The following is a 17,898-nucleotide window of genomic DNA, read 5'->3' on the forward strand; positions in this document are numbered from 1 at the left end:
AAGCGGGGCACGGCCCTGCGCAGAGCCGCCCTGGTGGGCCGCGGCACAATAAACGCCCCTAACGTTATTGTTGGCGATGTTACCCGACCGACACCAACCCAAATACTCTGAAGTGTGGATACCGTCTTATGGAGCAAAACCCGCAGTCACAGCTTAAGCTACTTGTCACCCGTGGTAAGGAGCAAGGCTATCTGACCTATGCTGAGGTCAATGACCATCTGCCGGAAGATATCGTCGATTCCGACCAGATCGAAGACATCATCCAGATGATTAACGACATGGGCATCCAGGTACTTGAAGAAGCACCGGACGCCGATGATTTGATGCTGGCCGAAAACCGCCCTGATACCGATGAAGACGCTGCAGAAGCCGCGGCGCAGGTGCTTTCCAGCGTTGAATCCGAAATTGGCCGTACCACCGACCCTGTGCGTATGTATATGCGCGAGATGGGTACCGTTGAGTTGCTGACCCGTGAAGGCGAAATCGACATCGCCAAACGTATCGAAGACGGTATCAATCAGGTCCAGTGCTCCGTTGCTGAATATCCTGAAGCTATCACTTATTTGTTAGAGCAATATGACCGTGTGGAAGCAGGCGAAGTACGTCTGTCTGACCTGATCACCGGTTTTGTTGACCCGAACGCCGAAGAAGAAATCGCACCAACTGCGACTCACGTGGGTTCTGAACTGACCACTGAAGAGCAGAATGATGACGACGAAGACGAAGATGAAGACGACGACGCTGAAGACGACAACAGCATCGATCCGGAACTGGCTCGCCAGAAGTTCACCGAACTGCGTGAACAGCATGAAGCGACGCGTCTGGTCATCAAGAAAAACGGCCGTAGTCACAAGAGCGCAGCAGAAGAAATCCTGAAGCTGTCCGATGTGTTCAAACAGTTCCGTCTGGTGCCAAAACAGTTCGATTTCCTGGTTAACAGCATGCGTTCCATGATGGATCGCGTTCGTGCTCAGGAACGTCTGATCATGAAAGTGTGCGTTGAACAGTGCAAAATGCCGAAGAAAAACTTCGTCAATCTGTTCGCCGGTAACGAAACCAGCGATACCTGGTTTGATGCCGCTCTGGCAATGGGTAAACCATGGTCTGAGAAGCTGAAAGAAGTCACCGAAGACGTGCAACGCGGCCTGATGAAACTGCGTCAGATCGAAGAAGAAACCGGCCTGACTATCGAACAGGTTAAAGACATCAACCGTCGCATGTCGATCGGCGAAGCGAAAGCCCGTCGCGCGAAGAAAGAGATGGTTGAAGCAAACTTACGTCTGGTTATTTCTATCGCCAAGAAATACACCAACCGTGGTCTGCAGTTCCTTGACCTGATCCAGGAAGGTAACATCGGCCTGATGAAAGCCGTTGATAAGTTTGAATATCGCCGTGGTTATAAGTTCTCAACTTATGCGACCTGGTGGATCCGTCAGGCTATCACCCGCTCCATCGCCGACCAGGCGCGTACCATCCGTATCCCGGTACATATGATTGAGACGATCAACAAACTCAACCGTATCTCCCGTCAGATGCTGCAAGAGATGGGCCGCGAACCGACACCGGAAGAGCTGGCTGAGCGTATGTTGATGCCGGAAGACAAAATCCGCAAAGTGCTGAAAATTGCCAAAGAGCCAATCTCCATGGAAACGCCAATCGGCGACGATGAAGATTCGCATCTGGGCGATTTCATCGAGGATACCACCCTCGAGCTGCCACTGGATTCTGCGACGTCTGAAAGCCTGCGTTCTGCAACGCATGACGTTCTGGCTGGCCTGACTGCACGTGAAGCGAAAGTTCTGCGTATGCGTTTCGGTATCGATATGAACACTGACCACACGCTGGAAGAAGTGGGCAAACAGTTCGACGTGACCCGTGAGCGTATCCGTCAGATCGAAGCGAAAGCGTTGCGTAAACTGCGCCACCCGAGCCGCTCCGAAGTACTGCGCAGCTTCCTGGACGATTAATCGTTTTCAGATTGCCAGTCGCAAACAGAAAGCCCCGGCAGAAACGCCGGGGCTTTTTTATTACAGGTAACTGACACAGTCCATCATGGCTGCTATTTGCTGCTAGCTGTTTTCCAGATCGACATTAATCCATTTCGAGTCGTCAGGTAATGGAATAAGCCCATTACTCACGCCGGTAATACCCAGAACTTTCGATGCCTGATGATCAGCATGAAAATCCAGATAAAATGTTTCGGCGAAGCTAAGCAGGTCTTCAGTACTGTCTGCGGACTCACAGGCATCAATATAAACATTCCCTTTATAATTCTCAGGAATAATCTCTTTGATGTTCAGATAAAGTGCATCACCATTTAAATAAAATGCTTTTTCTTTATCACCGATCACTGGCCGGTCATTATCCCCCTGGAATGCACCATGAGAAATAATAAATAAATCCTCATCTTTTCTCAGTTCCCTTAGCTGAGAGTGAAATATCTTATAGGTTGCGCCATAGATACCAGGATAACGACGCAATGTTTCTCTCGCTACATGTTCCAGTTCCGGATCATCAGTACATACGATAAGTATCATAATTCTACCCCATCTTTAAATGAAATTAATGGCTCAGCCAACGCTCCAGGTATTATCACTTTTCAGCTGAACGTTCAGGCTGTAAGTGTTCGGCGCAAACTCAAGCTGTTGCTTATTGGTGATCTGCCCAACATCCAGCACCTGGCCCGGCGTATAGTTACCAAAAGTGATCCAGTACGTTGGATGCGGTGTAAAGGTCAGGTTGATGTTCGGCTGCGCCTGTACCACAAAGGTACCGGCACCCGACATACCCACCCCGACCGAGGCCTGATTGAGCGGCAGACTGCTGTCATTGGTGATATACAACGTGCCATTCTTACCGCCGGTGGTCTGTTGTTCGAACTCAAACGCCCCCGCGGAATAGCTCAGCGTCACCTGATTATTGCTCGTCAGGCTGGCAGGAAGGGTCTGAGAGGCATCGAATGTCACACCGGGGATCAGCACACCGGTTTCATCCCAAACAAAACTGTAATCAATGCCCCAGTCAAACTGCACTTTGGTTTTTGGGTGCGCCACTTTGGAGAACCATGCCAGCGACATCACCCGAGGATCGCTGATATCCGGAGACGTTTGATAAATACAGATTGCGCCGGTATTTACAGAGTTGTTTGCTACAGTGACAGAATATTGAGTCATAATATTTACCTTTTATATTTAAATGAATGAGAAAATAAGTGTGTGTAGTCTTTGCCTTCTCTTAACTTCCTCTACCTCCTTTACAGACACGCGTTGCGTGATTTAATAAGCCGGATACTTCTCATCGTGATACCAAAAGTTTGTGTGAGTAGCTTTGCCGGAATATCTTCTTTCATCGCCACTTGCATTGCTGCGCGGCGAATGGCGATAAACACACCCCAGTTGGATGGCGTATCCAGATATCCTGAAGAATCAATTTTTTTATAAATTCTGTTATATTTATTTTGCGGAATATTAATCCCGTAAATCTGATAAAACTTCCCTGCCTCTTTGGGCATGTATATTTTCCGCCCTCCGTGGAGATGAATAAAATGAAATAATCCGGAGAACCCTCCGTGTTCAGCAAACTCTGATGCGATCCAGGGCATCACCGACATAATGCTGACACGGTTTTTTTCACAAAAGCTGATTAACCTTGTTTCTCTTTCCGAATGCCGGAGCGGTAGCCCTGAAAATAATTCGAACCATTCCTCCAGATTCTCCTGCCTTTCTTCTGTTTCAACATTAGCCATATCTCCTGCTCCTGAAGAATCACATTGCCCGACTGCTCTGCTGCTCACCCCGAATGAAGTGATGGAATAAGTTTTAGCTTAGTTGGAGGCATTCACACGGGGGAAGCATTCCTCTTACATTAAATATACAAATGTATGGGTGGGGATTTCAGGGGCTGGGGAGCGGATTTAAAAGTGGAATGAATTGACTTACACCATAAAAGCAAAACGATCCTTTGAAAAGGATCGCTTTGTCAGGGTTTTATATCTAAACCAACATCAGAACGACGTAGCGGGATTATGAGTCGCGTTGTAATGATAAGCATAGCTCACGGTATGCCGATACCAGCTCATCCAGTGTCGCCCGGTTCAGTCCGCTGGTATTCGGCAGCACCCAGACCTCAGTGCGACCCATTTTCAGCGGCTGACGGCCCCAGCTCACTTTGCTGATACCAAAAGCCTGGCTGAATGCCTGCTTACCTAAAATGGCTAACGCCCGTGGCTGATGGCGCAGGATCTTCTCTTTTAACACTTCGCCGCCTTCGCGCAATTCATCGCGCATTAACTCACTGGCTGCCACCGTCGGACGCGCCACCAGCGCCGTGATACCGCAACCAAAATCCTTTAACTGCTGCCACTGTTCCGGCATTAACTGACGGCCGGTAAATCCAGCCTGATGGATAACCTTCCAGAAACGGTTGCTGCCATTGGCAAAAGGATAGCCCTTGTGGGCTGACGAAAGACCGGGATTGATGCCGCAGAACACAACTAAAAGATCGTCGGCAATAATATCTGTAATCATTATTCTATCCTGAGATGTATTTACCGGACTTATCGGTAAAAAAATGCTGCGAACACAACAGACTACAACTGTGCACAAAACGCGCATACAAACCGAACACATATAGACCTGTAAGCCGGGTTTACCGTATAATCCCGCACCTCGGCCCTTTAGCTCAGTTGGTTAGAGCACGCGACTCATAATCGCTTGGTCGCTGGTTCAAGTCCAGCAAGGGCCACCAAATTTTAGCTTCAGATTCAAACGATTAAGCCACTTCGCAAGAAGTGGCTTTTTTGTTGGTCAGTCAGCGGCCCCTTTTTTGTCTCATCAAGAGCCTTTTATCAGGTTTTTTCTGCCCTTCCCGGTATCAGGGACGCTGTTCCGCAACAAACGATCGTATAGCCTTTCCTGGTGACTTCCTTATTGAAAATATCGGCAACCACACATCAAACCGCTACATGGACGGACAAAGAGTTTTATCAGCACTGATAATTCAGCGTCTTTATCATTTTAAAATAAATTAATTTTTAAAATACATATAAGGCCAATTATTTCGATAATTTATTAATTATTCGGGAAGTATATAAATACTTATTTTCAACCATAATTTGATTGTATAAAACCTTTCACAGGAGTATGTTTTCCACTCGCACGCTTGTTTTAAAAGTAAACCATCTTCATAGGGGAAATGAATGATATAAAATATCATCCAATTACAATAATTAAACCCAATGATAGATCCACGCCTTTATTGATGATTGGGATATCTAATAATGAACACATGAAAATGACTAACGAAAAACAAATTACATCCAGCAGTTGCATGCCAAAAAAAACACTTTACCGTTCAACTTACATGCGCAACCATAAATGACGAGCCCCCATAATATTGCAGGTACAACAGGTTATAGTGTTTGTGATGAAAGATCTTATTGATAAATGACGCCATCGATATAATAGAAATCGATGGCGTTATCTCACTCATCGCAAACAGACTTATCTTCTGTTAAAAATTTATCATTATGGAAAACTTCTAATCTGACGGGAACTCCACATTTTGAATTTATGTCATCTCCATCAGAAGGCAACTGTGTGAGGGTGTATGTATAAGTTTTATTCTTAAATATATACCCTAAATACCGCCCGGTAGGGCTATACCACCCTGTCCCTTTCAACCTTAACTCAGAATTATTTTTCTTATTAATAGAGTGATACTCAAACTCATCACATTGTTCATCATTTAAAGGACAGAGAGCTTTTACATAGACAATAAACTTACTTCCATTTAACTCTAAATCCTCAGGGTTATCGCTTGCCCTCGAAAAAGCTGGCATTAACATCATGACAATAATAAAAATCCTCGCTACCATCTTGCCTATACACCATTGTTATAAATATTAAGTTCACAATTACGCCTGTTGAGAACCCCGGCTAAAGCGACCCTGGCTATGAGAATAACTTCTCCACTGGGCATCCAGACGCCCCTCTTACTTCATCCTTATATTCATAACACCCTCCTTTTTTTACTCTCCCTGAACCTCGCAATATCAATTATCTGCCGATAATGTAGAAAAACCATACTTATTTAGTGGCTGACACAAACTGCAACAATTGAAATATCTCATAACTTACAGGGTCATCACCGTTCTCTGGAAAATACATTTTAATAAAAACCGGATCCCCTGAGGAGTATTAACATTCACGTTATTAATTCATAATGAAAATGCTAAATCTAAGTTAACAGGGTAAATAAGCGGCGTGGAATAGTTATCTGGACAGCTATATTAATTTATCCCCCTCTGCAAATGCCTGACCCCGTCGATCATCGCTTCGCACCAGGCGGCATAGTCGTGACCGCTGGCATAGGGGCGGAATACCACTTCATAACCCTTTTCACGCAACGCGTCTCGCAGATGGATGTTATTACCCAAAATACCCCCTTCTTCCCCTTTGTTTTCAAACAGGCCCGCCTGCAGATAAAACCTGAGCGGCAATGTATGCCGGGCAGAATACTCACGAATTAACCATTCCGGTTTTTCGCCTTCCGGAGCCCACCAGTAAGAGCCTGACAGGCTGAGCACATTGCCAAAGATCTTCGGATAACGCATTGCCACCCATGCCGACGCCAGTCCGCCATAGCTGGAACCCGCAATGACGGTGTGGTTCGCCACCGAAGTGAAGCCCTGCTGTTGAAGCCACGGTATCAGTTCGTACGCCATAAAATCGCTGAACGCCGGATTGGGCGGAAGCTCGCGCCCGCGGCGTTCACCATCAAGGCTGTCGATAAACACAATGCGCAGGGGTGCGATGTCGCCTCTGGCAGTCAGTCGCTCAAAGGCTTCATGTAGCCGGTATTTTTTCTGGTAGGTTTTACCGTCAAAAACCAGCAATAACGTGCTGTCCGGTGTGGCATCCGGCGACTGATAAAGGGTGATTTCCCGCAGATTGCCCAGAATGGCACTGTTAAATTGCACGCTGCGCAGGCTGCCTTTCAGCGGTTCACGGCCTTCAGGTGGCAACAGACAATGAGTTTTATGTTGTAGATTCAGCAGGGAAGAACGGGTAAAAACATCATCGGCGTCCGTTAAAGCTACCTGTTTATTTAAGGGATCGGCCTGAGCTGTCACCAGTAACGCCAGACGCTGTTCGCGTCCGCCTTCCGGTACCTGCGGGATATCCGGCGCAAGCTGATACTGCATCAGCGTATCGTCAGGCACGACATAGCTGCGAAACCAGATATCTGTGCCCGCCAGATGAAATAACGGATCATGATCTCCTTCCGGCGATCCCATCAGAAATACGTTTTTCTTCGCGCCGCGCCACAGAAATGTCACGCGCTTATGATGCGTGTCAAACGGCTCAATCAGCGGCGTGCCTTCGCGGCTAGTCCGCAGCCAGAAGTCAGCGAGGTTCGCGGGAGTCACTGCCTGTAACGTCGGGCTGAGCGGGATCAGCGCCTGATCTTTATCCAGCGGGTTCAGCGGCTTTTGCTGATAACGCAGATGCCAGTTTTGCCGTGCCGGTCCCTGAAGAGTGACGTGCTGGATATCGCCGGACGGCACTGTGCTCCGCAGCATCTGCGGGCCATCGACGGGCGCGTCATTGAGCAATGTCCGCCAGTGCTGGCCGTTTTTATCCCGCATCCTGAGGACCTGTACACCCGTGATTTCACCGGTGAAATAATGCCCCGCCACGATGTGCAATGTCAGGAAGGCATTGCCCTGCCCATCAAATACCCCATGCAGGTCTTCAGCGGAAAAAGCACCCGCCTGAGATGACATTCCGATCAGTAAAGTTGCCATTGTCCCCCACTCCTTTACGCCCATTCCCGCCTCAGAAATATTGCTCAAACCCCACAAATGCTAATGTAAATACGAATGATTAGCAATTGCATAAAAATGTATGCTAATGTTTCGAAAAATAAAAAACGTTCCATTTCAATAGTTAAAAACTCAAATCTGTAACAGGATGATAACTTTTATGGCCAGTATGAAAAAAATCACGTTGAAGGGGCTGACTCTTCTGGGGTCTGCTGTGTTGATGCCGCTGGGGGCAACGTATGCTGCGACAAGTACCGAGGAAACTCTGGTCGTCAGTGGTAACACGCAGGTGAGTGAAGACCCTACCCTGCCGGTGAAAGGTATGGTGGCAACGAAATCACTTTCAGCGACCAAAACGCCGACTGAAATCCTGAAGACGCCGCAATCGGTCTCCGTGGTCACCCGCGATCAAATGGATGCGCAGGATGCCTCCTCCGTATCGCAGGCGTTACGCTATTCTTCCGGTGTTTTTACCGAATATCGCGGCAGTTCGAACCGTAATGATGAGGTTTTTGTTCGCGGTTTTAGCTACGTACCGAAGTTTCTTGATGGCCTGAGCTATGGCGCCACCGCATCGTCGCAAACCGGCAGTCTGGATCCGTGGCTTCTGGAGCGCGTTGAAATCATCCGTGGTCCGGCTTCTGTCCTTTATGGTCAGGTTAACCCCGGCGGTCTGATCGCCATGACCAGCAAACGTCCGGTGGCGGAAGACATCCATAAAATCCAGATCAAAGCGGGCAACCATAAACTGGCTGAAGGTGCGTTCGATTTAGGTGGCGTGCTGACCGATGACGGGCGCGTGCTGTATCGTCTGAATGGCATCGGACGCTATCAGAACAGTCAGGTGCAGGATAATAAAGAAACGCGTTATGCCATCGCGCCAGCCATTACCTGGCTGCCAAACGACAACACACGGTTCACGTTACTCACCAGTTTCCAGAAAGACCCGGACGCCGGTTACCGTAACTTCCTGCCAGCAACAGGCACCGTGACAGATACCGATGCAGGCCAGATCCCGTGGGATTTCAATGTCAGTGACCGCAATTACAATCAGTCATGGCGTGAGCAGAAAAGCATCGGCTACGAATTTGAGCATATCTTCAATGAAATGTTCACCTTCCGCCAGAATGCCCGTTACAGCGAGATCGAGCAGAAATACAAATATCTGGTGTATACCACGTCTAAAAGCGATTACGTCCTCGGACGCCGCCCGCAGCGTGAAACCCGCGACACCAATGAGTTCGTGATCGACAACCAGTTGCAGGCGCAGTTTGATACTGCGCAGGTCGCGCACACAATCCTCGGAGGCATGGATTATAAAACCAGTAAGGATCGCCAGAACCTGTGGCGCGGCTCATCCGACGGTTACGATATCGACTGGCGCAACCCGGTTCGCGGCGTGACGGTGGATGAATCCACCATGACCCATTCTACCGATGAGCAGCAAACGCTCGATCAGCTGGGCCTGTATGTGCAGGATCAGATGGAATGGAATCAGTGGAATCTGTTGCTGGCAGGGCGTTATGACTGGACAGAAGTGCGCACCGATGACTTCCAGGCCAGCGAGCAGACGCAACAGAATGACAGCAAATTTACCGGTCGTGCGGCGCTGTTGTATGCCTTCGACAGCGGAATTTCGCCGTATATCAGTTACAGCACGTCGTTCGAACCGAACCTGCAAACCAACCGTGCGCCGGGCGTTGCCCCATTTGCGCCGACCAACGGCAAACAAACCGAAATCGGCGTGAAATATCAGCCGGTGGGTTCGCAGACGCTGCTGACCGTTGCGGCTTATCAGTTGCGTCAGGATAACGTCGCGACCTATAACAGCGCGGAAGGCTGGTACGAATCGGCCGGTGATATTCAGTCACGCGGTATTGAAACTGAGTTGCATTCCGCGCTGACCGAATCCATCAATCTGATCGCGTCTTATACCTATACCGATGCGGAAACCAAAGAAACCACCGTGGCGAACACCAAAGGGAAAACACCGGCACGTATTCCTGAACATATGGCATCACTGTGGGGAAGCTACACCTTTAATCACGGCGTGTTACAAAGCCTGACCATCGGCGTCGGCGCCCGTTATATCGGCACCAGCTGGGGCGATGCGCAAAACACTTACAAAGTGCCTTCCGTCGATTTATACGATGCGATGGTCAGCTACGATTTAGGTCAGGTAAGTCACAGCCTGAACGGCGCGTCCGTGCAGGTTAACGTGAACAACGTGTTTGATAAAAAATACGTCGCGTCCTGTGCATCGACCTCTGCCTGCTTCTATGGCATCGGCCGCACTGCGTCCGCCACCTTCAATTACAGTTTCTGATCCCGCAAAACGTTGCCCGGCCAGTGTCCGGGCAACATTTTGCCGTCCCTCTGCGATTGACCTTACCCCCGCCAGATATAATAATGATAACCATTAACATTAAAAGTTCAGGAATGGATCCAATGACAAGGGCCGGTTTTCGTCGTTTTTCAGGGACAGTGGCACTGCTTTTATCACTGATGTTCACCACGCAGGTTTTCGCAGAAGGCTGGCCGCGTACGATCATGACCCCGAAGGGCAGCATCACGTTACAACAACCGCCTCAGCGTATTGTCTCAACCAGCGTGACCGTCACCGGGACATTGCTGGCGATTCATGCGCCGGTCATCGCCAGCGGAGCCACCGCACCAAATAATCATGTTTCCGACGCGCAGGGCTTTTTCCGCCAGTGGGGTGATATTGCGAAACAGCGCGGCGTGCAGCGGCTCTATATCGGTGAACCCAATGCCGAAGCCATTGCCGGTGAGGCACCTGATCTCATTATTATCGCGGCCACCGGCGGCGATTCAGCCCTGAAACTCTATGATCAGCTGTCGGCCATTGCGCCGGTCATGGTGGTCAATTACGACGATAAAAGCTGGCAGGAACTCGCCACCGAATTAGGTCAGGCGACAGGTAAAGAAGCCGATGCCGCCAGCGTCATTGCACAGTTTTCACAACGTGAAGCGCAGGTGAAAAAGGCCATAACGCTGCCGCCGCAGCCGGTCTCCGCGCTGGTATACGGATCTGATGGTAAAAGTGCCAATCTCTGGACGCCGGTTTCGCCACAAGGTCAGCTCCTCCAGCAACTGGGGTTTACCCTTGCGCCGGTTCCGCTGAATCTTGCCGCCAGCTACAGTCAGGGTAAACGCCATGACATCATCCAGCTTGCCGGTGAAAAAATGCCGGAGGCGATGAACGGTCAGACGCTGCTGTTATTCTCCGCGAATCAGGCCGATGCACAGCGTCTGCTGACCAATCCCTTTCTGGCGACGTTACCCGCCGTGCAGGCCGGGCGGGTGTATGCGATGGGCGAAGACACCTTCAGGCTCGATTATTACAGCGCCAGCAATATGCTGAATCAGCTTGAAAAATTGTTCGTTACGCACTGATGCCCCGCTCAATAAAAAATCTTACGACGCTGTGTTTTGCGCTGTTGCTGCTCTGCCTGATGATCGCGCTGAGTCTGGTGCTGGGGGAAAAGTCACTGCCGCTCAGCACCGTCATCTCCGCGCTGCACGGTCAGTGTACGGGCGCGGATTGCATGATCGTCACGGATGCCCGTGTACCGCGCACGCTGGCCGGTTTACTGGCCGGCATGGCGCTCGGACTATCGGGCGCGCTGATGCAGATCCTCACCCGCAATCCGCTGGCCGATCCCGGCATTCTCGGCGTCAACGCCGGTGCCGCCTTCGCGGTGGTTATCGGGATAGCCTTCTTTGGCGCAACGGATGTCAGCCATTATCTGTGGTTCGCTTTTGCCGGTGCCCTGCTGGCGACATTACTGGTCGCCATGATCGGGGCGCTGGGGCGCGGAAAACTGGATCCGGTACGCCTGACCCTCGCGGGCGTCGCGCTCGGCGCGGTGCTGGAAGGCATGTCTTCAGGGATTTCCCTGCTCAACCCGACCGTCTACGACCAGTTGCGATTCTGGCAGGCCGGCTCGCTGGATATCCGTAACATCGCGGTGATCAACACCGTCACGCCGCCGGTGATTTTTGCTGTTGTTCTGAGCTTACTGATGACCCGCGCGCTGAATAATCTGTCGATGGGCAGCGAACTGGCGACGGCGCTGGGTACCAAAATCGCCACCACGCAGTTGCTGGGATTACTGGCGATTACCCTATTGTGCGGCAGTGCGACGGCCGCCGTGGGGCCGATCGCCTTTGTCGGCCTGATGGTGCCGCACATAGCGCGCTGGATCTGTCGCGCGGATCCACGCTGGATGCTGCTGTGGACGCTGGTGTTAACGCCGACATTGCTGCTGGCGGCGGATATCGCCGGACGTTTTCTGGTGACCGGCGAATTACGGGTTTCCGTGGTGGTGGCCTTTATCGGCGCGCCGGTGCTTATTTTCCTGGTACGCCGCCCCGGCGGATTACGCAGAGGTTAATCATGAGTCAGACCCTGACAACACCTCGCCCGCTGAAAAAACCTGTGCTGTTGTCGCGCTCGTTTCTGACCGCCTGCGGGCTGGTGTTGTGCCTGATTTTACTGGCGATTTACGCGCTGGGGAGCGGCACACTCGCGCTGACTCCGTCGCAGGTAATCTCTGCCCTGCTCGGCGACGGGCCGAAAAACCTGAGCATTATTGTCACCCAATGGCGTCTGCCACGCGTGGTGATGGCGATGGTGCTCGGTGCCGCGCTCGGTGTCAGCGGCGCGATTTTCCAGTCGCTGCTGCGCAATCCGCTGGGCAGCCCGGACGTTATCGGTTTTAACACCGGCGCGTATACCGGTGTTCTGCTGGTCATCGTGTTGTTTAACGGCGGCGCAGGCGAAACCGTGTCCGGCGCGATGGCGGGTGGCGTACTGACCGCGCTGGTGGTTTACGCGCTGGCATGGCGTCAGGGCGTCGAAACCTTCCGCCTGATTATTGTCGGTATCGGCGTACGCGCGTTGCTGATTGCAGCCAATACCTGGCTGATTATTCACGCCTCGCTGGAGTCGGCACTGACGGCTGGCTTGTGGAATGCCGGTTCGCTTAACGGCATCACATGGGAGAAAAGCCTGCCGGTGGCGGGGATGATCGTCGCCGCCTGCATTCTGGCGCGTTGCTTATCCGCGCCGATGCGGCTGCTGGAAATGGGCGATGATGCCGCCTGTGCGCTGGGCGTTCCGGTTGAGCGTTCCCGCCTGCTGCTGATGCTGGCGGGCGTGGCGCTGACCGCCGCTGCCACCGCGCTGGCCGGGCCGATCTCCTTTATAGCGCTGGTCTCACCGCAGATTTCACGCCGCCTGTGCGCCAGCCAGCAACATGCGTTGTTCTTCGCCGCACTGACCGGCGCCCTGCTGTTGCTGGCCGCCGATGTCACCGCACAACGGCTGTTCCTGCCCTATCAGTTACCTGTGGGCGTGCTGACCGTCAGTCTCGGCGGCATTTATCTGATTGGGTTGCTCATCCGGGAGTCACGACGCTCATGAATACTGAACACGCTTCACCGTTGTACGCGGAAGATCTGACGCTGGGCTACGATAAAAAAATCGTCGCCCGCGACCTCTCTGTGTCCATTCCGCAGGGCAAGCTGACGGTGATTATCGGGCCGAATGCCTGCGGCAAATCCACGCTATTACGCACGCTCAGCCGCCTGATGCAGCCGCAATCCGGCGCGGTATTTCTCGACGGTAAGCTGATTGGCGATTACGGCACCCGGGACGTGGCGAAACGCCTCGGCCTGCTGCCGCAAAGCTCAACGGCACCGGGCGATATCAGCGTGGCGGATCTGGTGGCTCGCGGGCGTTACCCGCATCAGAGCCTGTTCCGCCGCTGGACGGCACAGGATACGCTGGCGGTCAGCGAGGCCATGCGCGCCACCGGCGTCGCCGAACTGGCGGAAAGCACCGTTAACTCGCTTTCCGGCGGCCAGCGCCAGCGGGTATGGATCGCCATGGTGCTGGCACAACAAACGCCGCTGCTGCTGCTGGATGAGCCGACGACCTGGCTGGATATTGCTCATCAGATTGATTTGATGGAACTGATGTGTCGTCTGAATCAGGAAAATGGCCGCACGCTGGTGGTGGTGTTACACGACCTGAATCAGGCGTGCCGTTACGCCGGGCACCTGATTGCAATGCGCGATGGCAAAATACTGGCGGAGGGCGCACCGGCGGATATCGTCACACCGGCGCTGATCGAACAGGTTTTCGGGCTGCGCTGCGCCATTATCGACTGCCCGGTTTCGCATACGCCGTTAATCATCCCGCTGGGTAACGGCTGAAACTCCGGCGCCCGATGGCGCTTCATTCCACAGACATTGAAGGCCATCGAGTAAACCGCCGCGCCAGCTAAGCGCGTCATGACCGGCATCCACCACCCGATAACGCACGCTGTTTCCGGTGCGACCCAGCAGCTCCTCCATCTGGTTATTCACCTGATAAATCAGCCGCTCATTGCTGCCCGCCTCCATGAAAATTTTCAGATGGCTGGCCGCGCCCAGCCCGTTGCTCACCTCACGCAATAACAGATCGGCGTCGTCAGGATGTTCCTCCTGCTGCGCTTTATTGCGCCGCGGCCACCAGAAAGAGCCGGACTGACTGAGCACGCAACCGAACTGCTGCGGCCAGTGTAAACCGGCATACAGCGACGAAAGCCCGCCGAAACTCTGCCCTGCCACCACCGTTTTGTCCGCGCTGTCACTGTGCGGCGCGAGCGCGGCCACGGCGGGCAATAATTCCTCCTGTATCGCCTGCCAGAAATCCGCATTACAGGTCAGTTCGCGGCTGCGGGTTTGCGTATCAATCACGTCGATCAGAACGTAGACCGCCTGCGGCAGGCTGCCCTCCTGCGTCAGTTGCATCAGCGGCTGCCAGACCGGCATCTGCTGCGCCCAGAACTGGCCGTCGAGCAGTAATGCCAGCGGGCGCGACGCCAGATCCTGACTGTCACCGGTGGTGTAAATCCAGACCTTGCGCCGGTTTCCCAGACGCGCGCTGTTCCACTGATAGATTTGCAGTTTTGCCGGTGCCTGCGGCGGTTGAGCGCCGTGCAGATCAAACTCGCGCCAGGCGGGTTGCGGCATGGCATCGGGCATATGCAAAGGCGACAGCGCGTGAGATTTTGCTCCCGGCCACGGATGATTCAGATTGAGCGGATCGTGGATCGCATGGGCGAACATATCCTTCCACCAGTCGCGTGCCGCCAGCATAGCGGTATACGCATCAGGATCCTGCGGGAACTCGCCCCCCGTTTCCGTCCGTGGGATCAGGCTGTAGCTGCCGCGCCAGCCGGAACGCAACGCGATATGCAGGAACCAGACGTCAGTGCCCGCCAGCCGTTGCAAACTCTGCGGCGGCTTCGGCTGATGATGATCGGTGATGCCGTTGATGTTGATCCACACGCGCTGGAAATCCGATGTCGCCTCACTGCCTTGCGGATCCCGCCAGAAGAACGTCACGTTGCACAGGCCATCGACCGGCCGTTCGATCCACGGCGATCCCTGCGTGTTAATTTCATTCCACCACGCCGCGCTGCCCGCATCACCGGCGGATAAGAGGGTCTGTGCGGTCGGTTTTTCCGCAGACGAGGATTTCATCATTTTTTCGCTTTGCCGCCTTTTACATCGTGAAGAACAGACACTCCCTGTCGGAGCCTTTACACAATCCCAACAAATAAGGAATGGGAATCGTATTGATAATTATTTTCAATTGCAATAGTGTGTAACCGCCCGTAAAACGGGACGATAAAAAATACACATACAACAGGCCATCCTCCTGTTCATTAAGACGATATTGCAGGAAAGGATGGATTTCAGGGCAGAATCCAATATGAAAAGCAGGCTACCACACTATTCTCTGGCAACCTTAATCGGGCTGGGATCGGCGCTCACTTTACCCGCCAGCGCAGCTGAAACTTCCGCAACCGACACAGCAGAAGCCAGCCAGACCACCGAAGACGCCACGAAAGACACCGGCGATACGCTGGTAATCACCGCCGCACAACAAAACCTTCAGGCTCCCGGTGTATCGACCATCACTTCCGACGAAATCCAGAAACGCCCTCCGGCACGCGACATCAACGAACTGATCCGCACCATGCCCGGCGTCAACCTGACCGGCAACTCCACCAGCGGCCAGCGCGGTAATAACCGCCAGATCGACATCCGTGGCATGGGCCCGGAAAACACCCTGGTGCTGATCGACGGTAAGCCGGTAAACAGCCGCAACTCGGTGCGTCAGGGCTGGCGTGGCGAGCGCGATACCCGTGGCGACACCAGCTGGGTTCCGCCGGATATGATCGAGCGCATCGAAGTGATCCGTGGCCCGGCAGCCGCCCGTTACGGCAACGGCGCAGCAGGTGGCGTGGTGAACATCATCACCAAAAAAGACACGCAGGAGTGGCACGGTTCCTGGAATACCTACCTGAACGCGCCGCAGCATAAAGACGAAGGCTCGACCAAACGTACCGACTTCAGCCTCTCCGGCCCGCTCAACGATCAGTTCAGTTTCCGTCTGTTCGGTGGCTACAGCAAAACGCAGGCCGACGCGCAGTACATCAACGACGGTCATCAGTCCGAACGTACCGGCACCTATGCCGACACCGTACCGGCAGGCCGTGAAGGTGTGATCGATAAAAACATCGATGCCCTGCTGCACTGGGATTTCGCCCGAATGCAGTCGCTGGAATTTGAAGTGTCCAACAGCCGTCAGGGCAACCTGTATGCGGGCGACACGCAAAACACCAACACCAGTGCGCTGGTGAAAAGCATGTACGGCAAGGAAACCAACCGCATTTACCGCCAGTCTTACTCGGTGACCTACAAAGGCGCGTGGGATAACGGCGTGACCACCAACAACTATGTGCAGTATGAGAAAACCCGTAACTCGCGCATGGATGAAGGGCTGGCGGGCGGTACCGAAGGCATCTTCTCAGACGAAGACTTCAACACCATCGCGCTGGGCGATATTCTCGCGCACAGCGAAGTCAGCGTACCGTTCGAACTCGGCGTGCCGCAAACCGCCACATTCGGTACCGAATGGAACCAGCAGAAGATGAAAGATCCGTCTTCTAATACGCAGGCCATGCTCGGCGGCGCGATTGACGGTATCGACAGCACCGACCGCAGCCCGTATTCGCAGGCGGAGATTTTCTCGCTGTTTGCTGAAGACAACATTGAGCTGACCGACAGCACCATGCTGGTGCCGGGACTGCGTTTCGATCACCACTCCATTGTCGGCAATAACTGGAGTCCGTCCCTCAACCTGTCGCAGGAACTGGGTGACGATTTCACCCTGAAAATGGGCATCGCCCGCGCCTATAAAGCGCCGAGCCTGTATCAGACCAACCCGAACTACGTGCTGTACAGTAAAGGTCAGGGTTGTGCGGCCAGCGGCGGCGGCTGCTATCTGGTGGGGAATAAAGATCTGGATGCCGAAACCAGCATCAACAAGGAGATCGGGCTGGAATTCCACCGTAACGGTTATCAGGCGGGCGTGACCTATTTCCGCAACGATTACCGTAACAAAATCGAATCCGGCTACCTGCCGGCCGGCACTTCTTCCACCGGCACCACCGACGTGTATAAATGGGAAAACGTGCCGAAAGCCGTGGTACAGGGCCTGGAAGGCACGCTCAACATTCCGGTCAGCAGCACCGTTTCCTGGAATAACAACGGCACCTACATGATTGAAAGTAAAAACAAAGAGACCGGCGATTACCTGTCGATCATCCCTGAATTTACCATCAACTCAACGCTGAGCTGGCAGGCAACGGAAGATCTCTCCCTGCAATCCACCCTGACCTGGTATGGCCGTCAGAAGCCGAAGAAATACAACTACAAGGGTGAAGCCGTTACCGGCAGCGAGAAGAATGAAGTCAGCCCGTATTCCGTGGTCGGCATGAGCGGCACCTACACCGCGACCAAAAATGTCAGCGTCACGGCGGGTATCGATAACGTCTTCGACAAACGCCAGTTCCGTGCAGGTAACGCCCAGACTGTGGGTAACGCCACCACCGGCGCCTATATGTATGGCGCAGGCGCAGCCACCTACAACGAACCGGGCCGCACGTTCTACATGAGCCTGAATACGCACTTCTGAGTATGCTGATCGC

General features: G+C 53.0%; 14 protein-coding genes and 1 tRNA gene. 8 read left to right on the forward strand and 7 right to left on the reverse strand.

The features are described from left to right. Positions 1 to 128: 128 nt before the first annotated feature. Entirely contained in the window at positions 129 to 1,967 is a 1,839-nt protein-coding gene (rpoD, locus tag EDF78_RS14155) for an RNA polymerase sigma factor RpoD (RefSeq protein ID WP_095923569.1), read from the forward strand. Between the two features lie 102 nt (positions 1,968 to 2,069). Here the strand turns inward: rpoD and EDF78_RS14160 are convergent, their stop codons facing one another. The 4 genes from EDF78_RS14160 to mug form a co-directional block, all read right to left on the reverse strand. Next, entirely contained in the window at positions 2,070 to 2,537 is a 468-nt protein-coding gene (locus EDF78_RS14160; protein ID WP_095923570.1) for a hypothetical protein, read from the reverse strand. Between the two features lie 33 nt (positions 2,538 to 2,570). Then, a complete protein-coding gene (locus EDF78_RS14165; RefSeq protein WP_095923571.1) occupies positions 2,571 to 3,173 on the reverse strand; it encodes a protein rhiA in 603 nt (200 codons plus the stop codon). Positions 3,174 to 3,253: 80 nt separating this feature from the next. After that, entirely contained in the window at positions 3,254 to 3,745 is a 492-nt protein-coding gene (locus tag EDF78_RS14170) for a hypothetical protein (protein ID WP_133823326.1), read from the reverse strand. Positions 3,746 to 4,022: 277 nt separating this feature from the next. Then, a complete protein-coding gene (gene mug / locus EDF78_RS14175) occupies positions 4,023 to 4,526 on the reverse strand; it encodes a G/U mismatch-specific DNA glycosylase (protein ID WP_095923573.1) in 504 nt (167 codons plus the stop codon). 143 nt (positions 4,527 to 4,669) lie between these two features. On the opposite strand from mug, the gene EDF78_RS14180 reads away from it, so the two are divergent. After that, positions 4,670 to 4,746: transfer RNA gene (locus EDF78_RS14180), tRNA-Ile, on the forward strand. A gap of 736 nt (positions 4,747 to 5,482) precedes the next feature. Here EDF78_RS14180 and EDF78_RS14185 read toward each other — a convergent pair. Together EDF78_RS14185 and EDF78_RS14190 are read right to left on the reverse strand one after the other, a co-directional pair. Continuing rightward, entirely contained in the window at positions 5,483 to 5,875 is a 393-nt protein-coding gene (locus tag EDF78_RS14185; RefSeq protein ID WP_133823327.1) for a hypothetical protein, read from the reverse strand. 414 nt (positions 5,876 to 6,289) lie between these two features. Next, on the reverse strand, positions 6,290 to 7,807 hold the full coding sequence (locus EDF78_RS14190; protein ID WP_165497953.1) for an alpha/beta hydrolase-fold protein: 1,518 nt from the start codon (positions 7,805 to 7,807) through the stop codon (positions 6,290 to 6,292). A gap of 238 nt (positions 7,808 to 8,045) precedes the next feature. Here EDF78_RS14190 and EDF78_RS14195 point away from each other — a divergent pair, with 238 nt between their 5' ends. From EDF78_RS14195 to EDF78_RS14215, 5 genes are all read left to right on the forward strand, one after another. Beyond that, complete coding sequence (locus tag EDF78_RS14195; protein ID WP_095925219.1) at positions 8,046 to 10,151, forward strand: TonB-dependent siderophore receptor; 2,106 nt, start codon at positions 8,046 to 8,048, stop codon at positions 10,149 to 10,151. A 179-nt stretch (positions 10,152 to 10,330) separates the two neighbouring features. Then, a complete protein-coding gene (gene fepB / locus EDF78_RS14200; RefSeq protein ID WP_243839456.1) occupies positions 10,331 to 11,242 on the forward strand; it encodes a Fe2+-enterobactin ABC transporter substrate-binding protein in 912 nt (303 codons plus the stop codon). Next, a complete protein-coding gene (gene fepD / locus EDF78_RS14205; protein WP_133823329.1) occupies positions 11,242 to 12,243 on the forward strand; it encodes a Fe(3+)-siderophore ABC transporter permease in 1,002 nt (333 codons plus the stop codon). The genes fepB and fepD overlap by 1 nt, the downstream gene beginning before the upstream one ends. A gap of 2 nt (positions 12,244 to 12,245) precedes the next feature. After that, positions 12,246 to 13,274 (forward strand): iron-enterobactin ABC transporter permease, encoded by a 1,029-nt coding sequence (fepG, locus tag EDF78_RS14210; RefSeq protein ID WP_133823330.1) that lies wholly within the window; start codon positions 12,246 to 12,248, stop codon positions 13,272 to 13,274. Then, a complete protein-coding gene (locus EDF78_RS14215) occupies positions 13,271 to 14,068 on the forward strand; it encodes an ATP-binding cassette domain-containing protein (RefSeq protein WP_095923579.1) in 798 nt (265 codons plus the stop codon). Before fepG ends, EDF78_RS14215 begins: the two co-directional genes overlap by 4 nt. Here the strand turns inward: EDF78_RS14215 and fes are convergent. Then, positions 14,042 to 15,382 carry an enterochelin esterase gene (gene fes, locus EDF78_RS14220; RefSeq protein WP_133823378.1) on the reverse strand — a complete coding sequence of 447 codons (1,341 nt, stop codon included), beginning with the start codon at positions 15,380 to 15,382 and terminating at the stop codon, positions 14,042 to 14,044. The two genes, EDF78_RS14215 and fes, sit on opposite strands and share 27 nt — an antisense overlap. A gap of 232 nt (positions 15,383 to 15,614) precedes the next feature. On the opposite strand from fes, the gene EDF78_RS14225 reads away from it, so the two are divergent. Next, positions 15,615 to 17,885: a TonB-dependent siderophore receptor gene (locus EDF78_RS14225; protein ID WP_119823468.1), complete on the forward strand. Its 2,271-nt coding sequence runs from the start codon at positions 15,615 to 15,617 to the stop codon at positions 17,883 to 17,885. The last annotated feature ends 13 nt before the right edge of the window (positions 17,886 to 17,898 follow it).

It is taken from the genome of Rahnella sp. BIGb0236 (assembly GCF_004364755.1).
In the GTDB taxonomy this organism is placed as follows: Bacteria; Pseudomonadota; Gammaproteobacteria; order Enterobacterales; family Enterobacteriaceae; genus Rahnella; species Rahnella victoriana.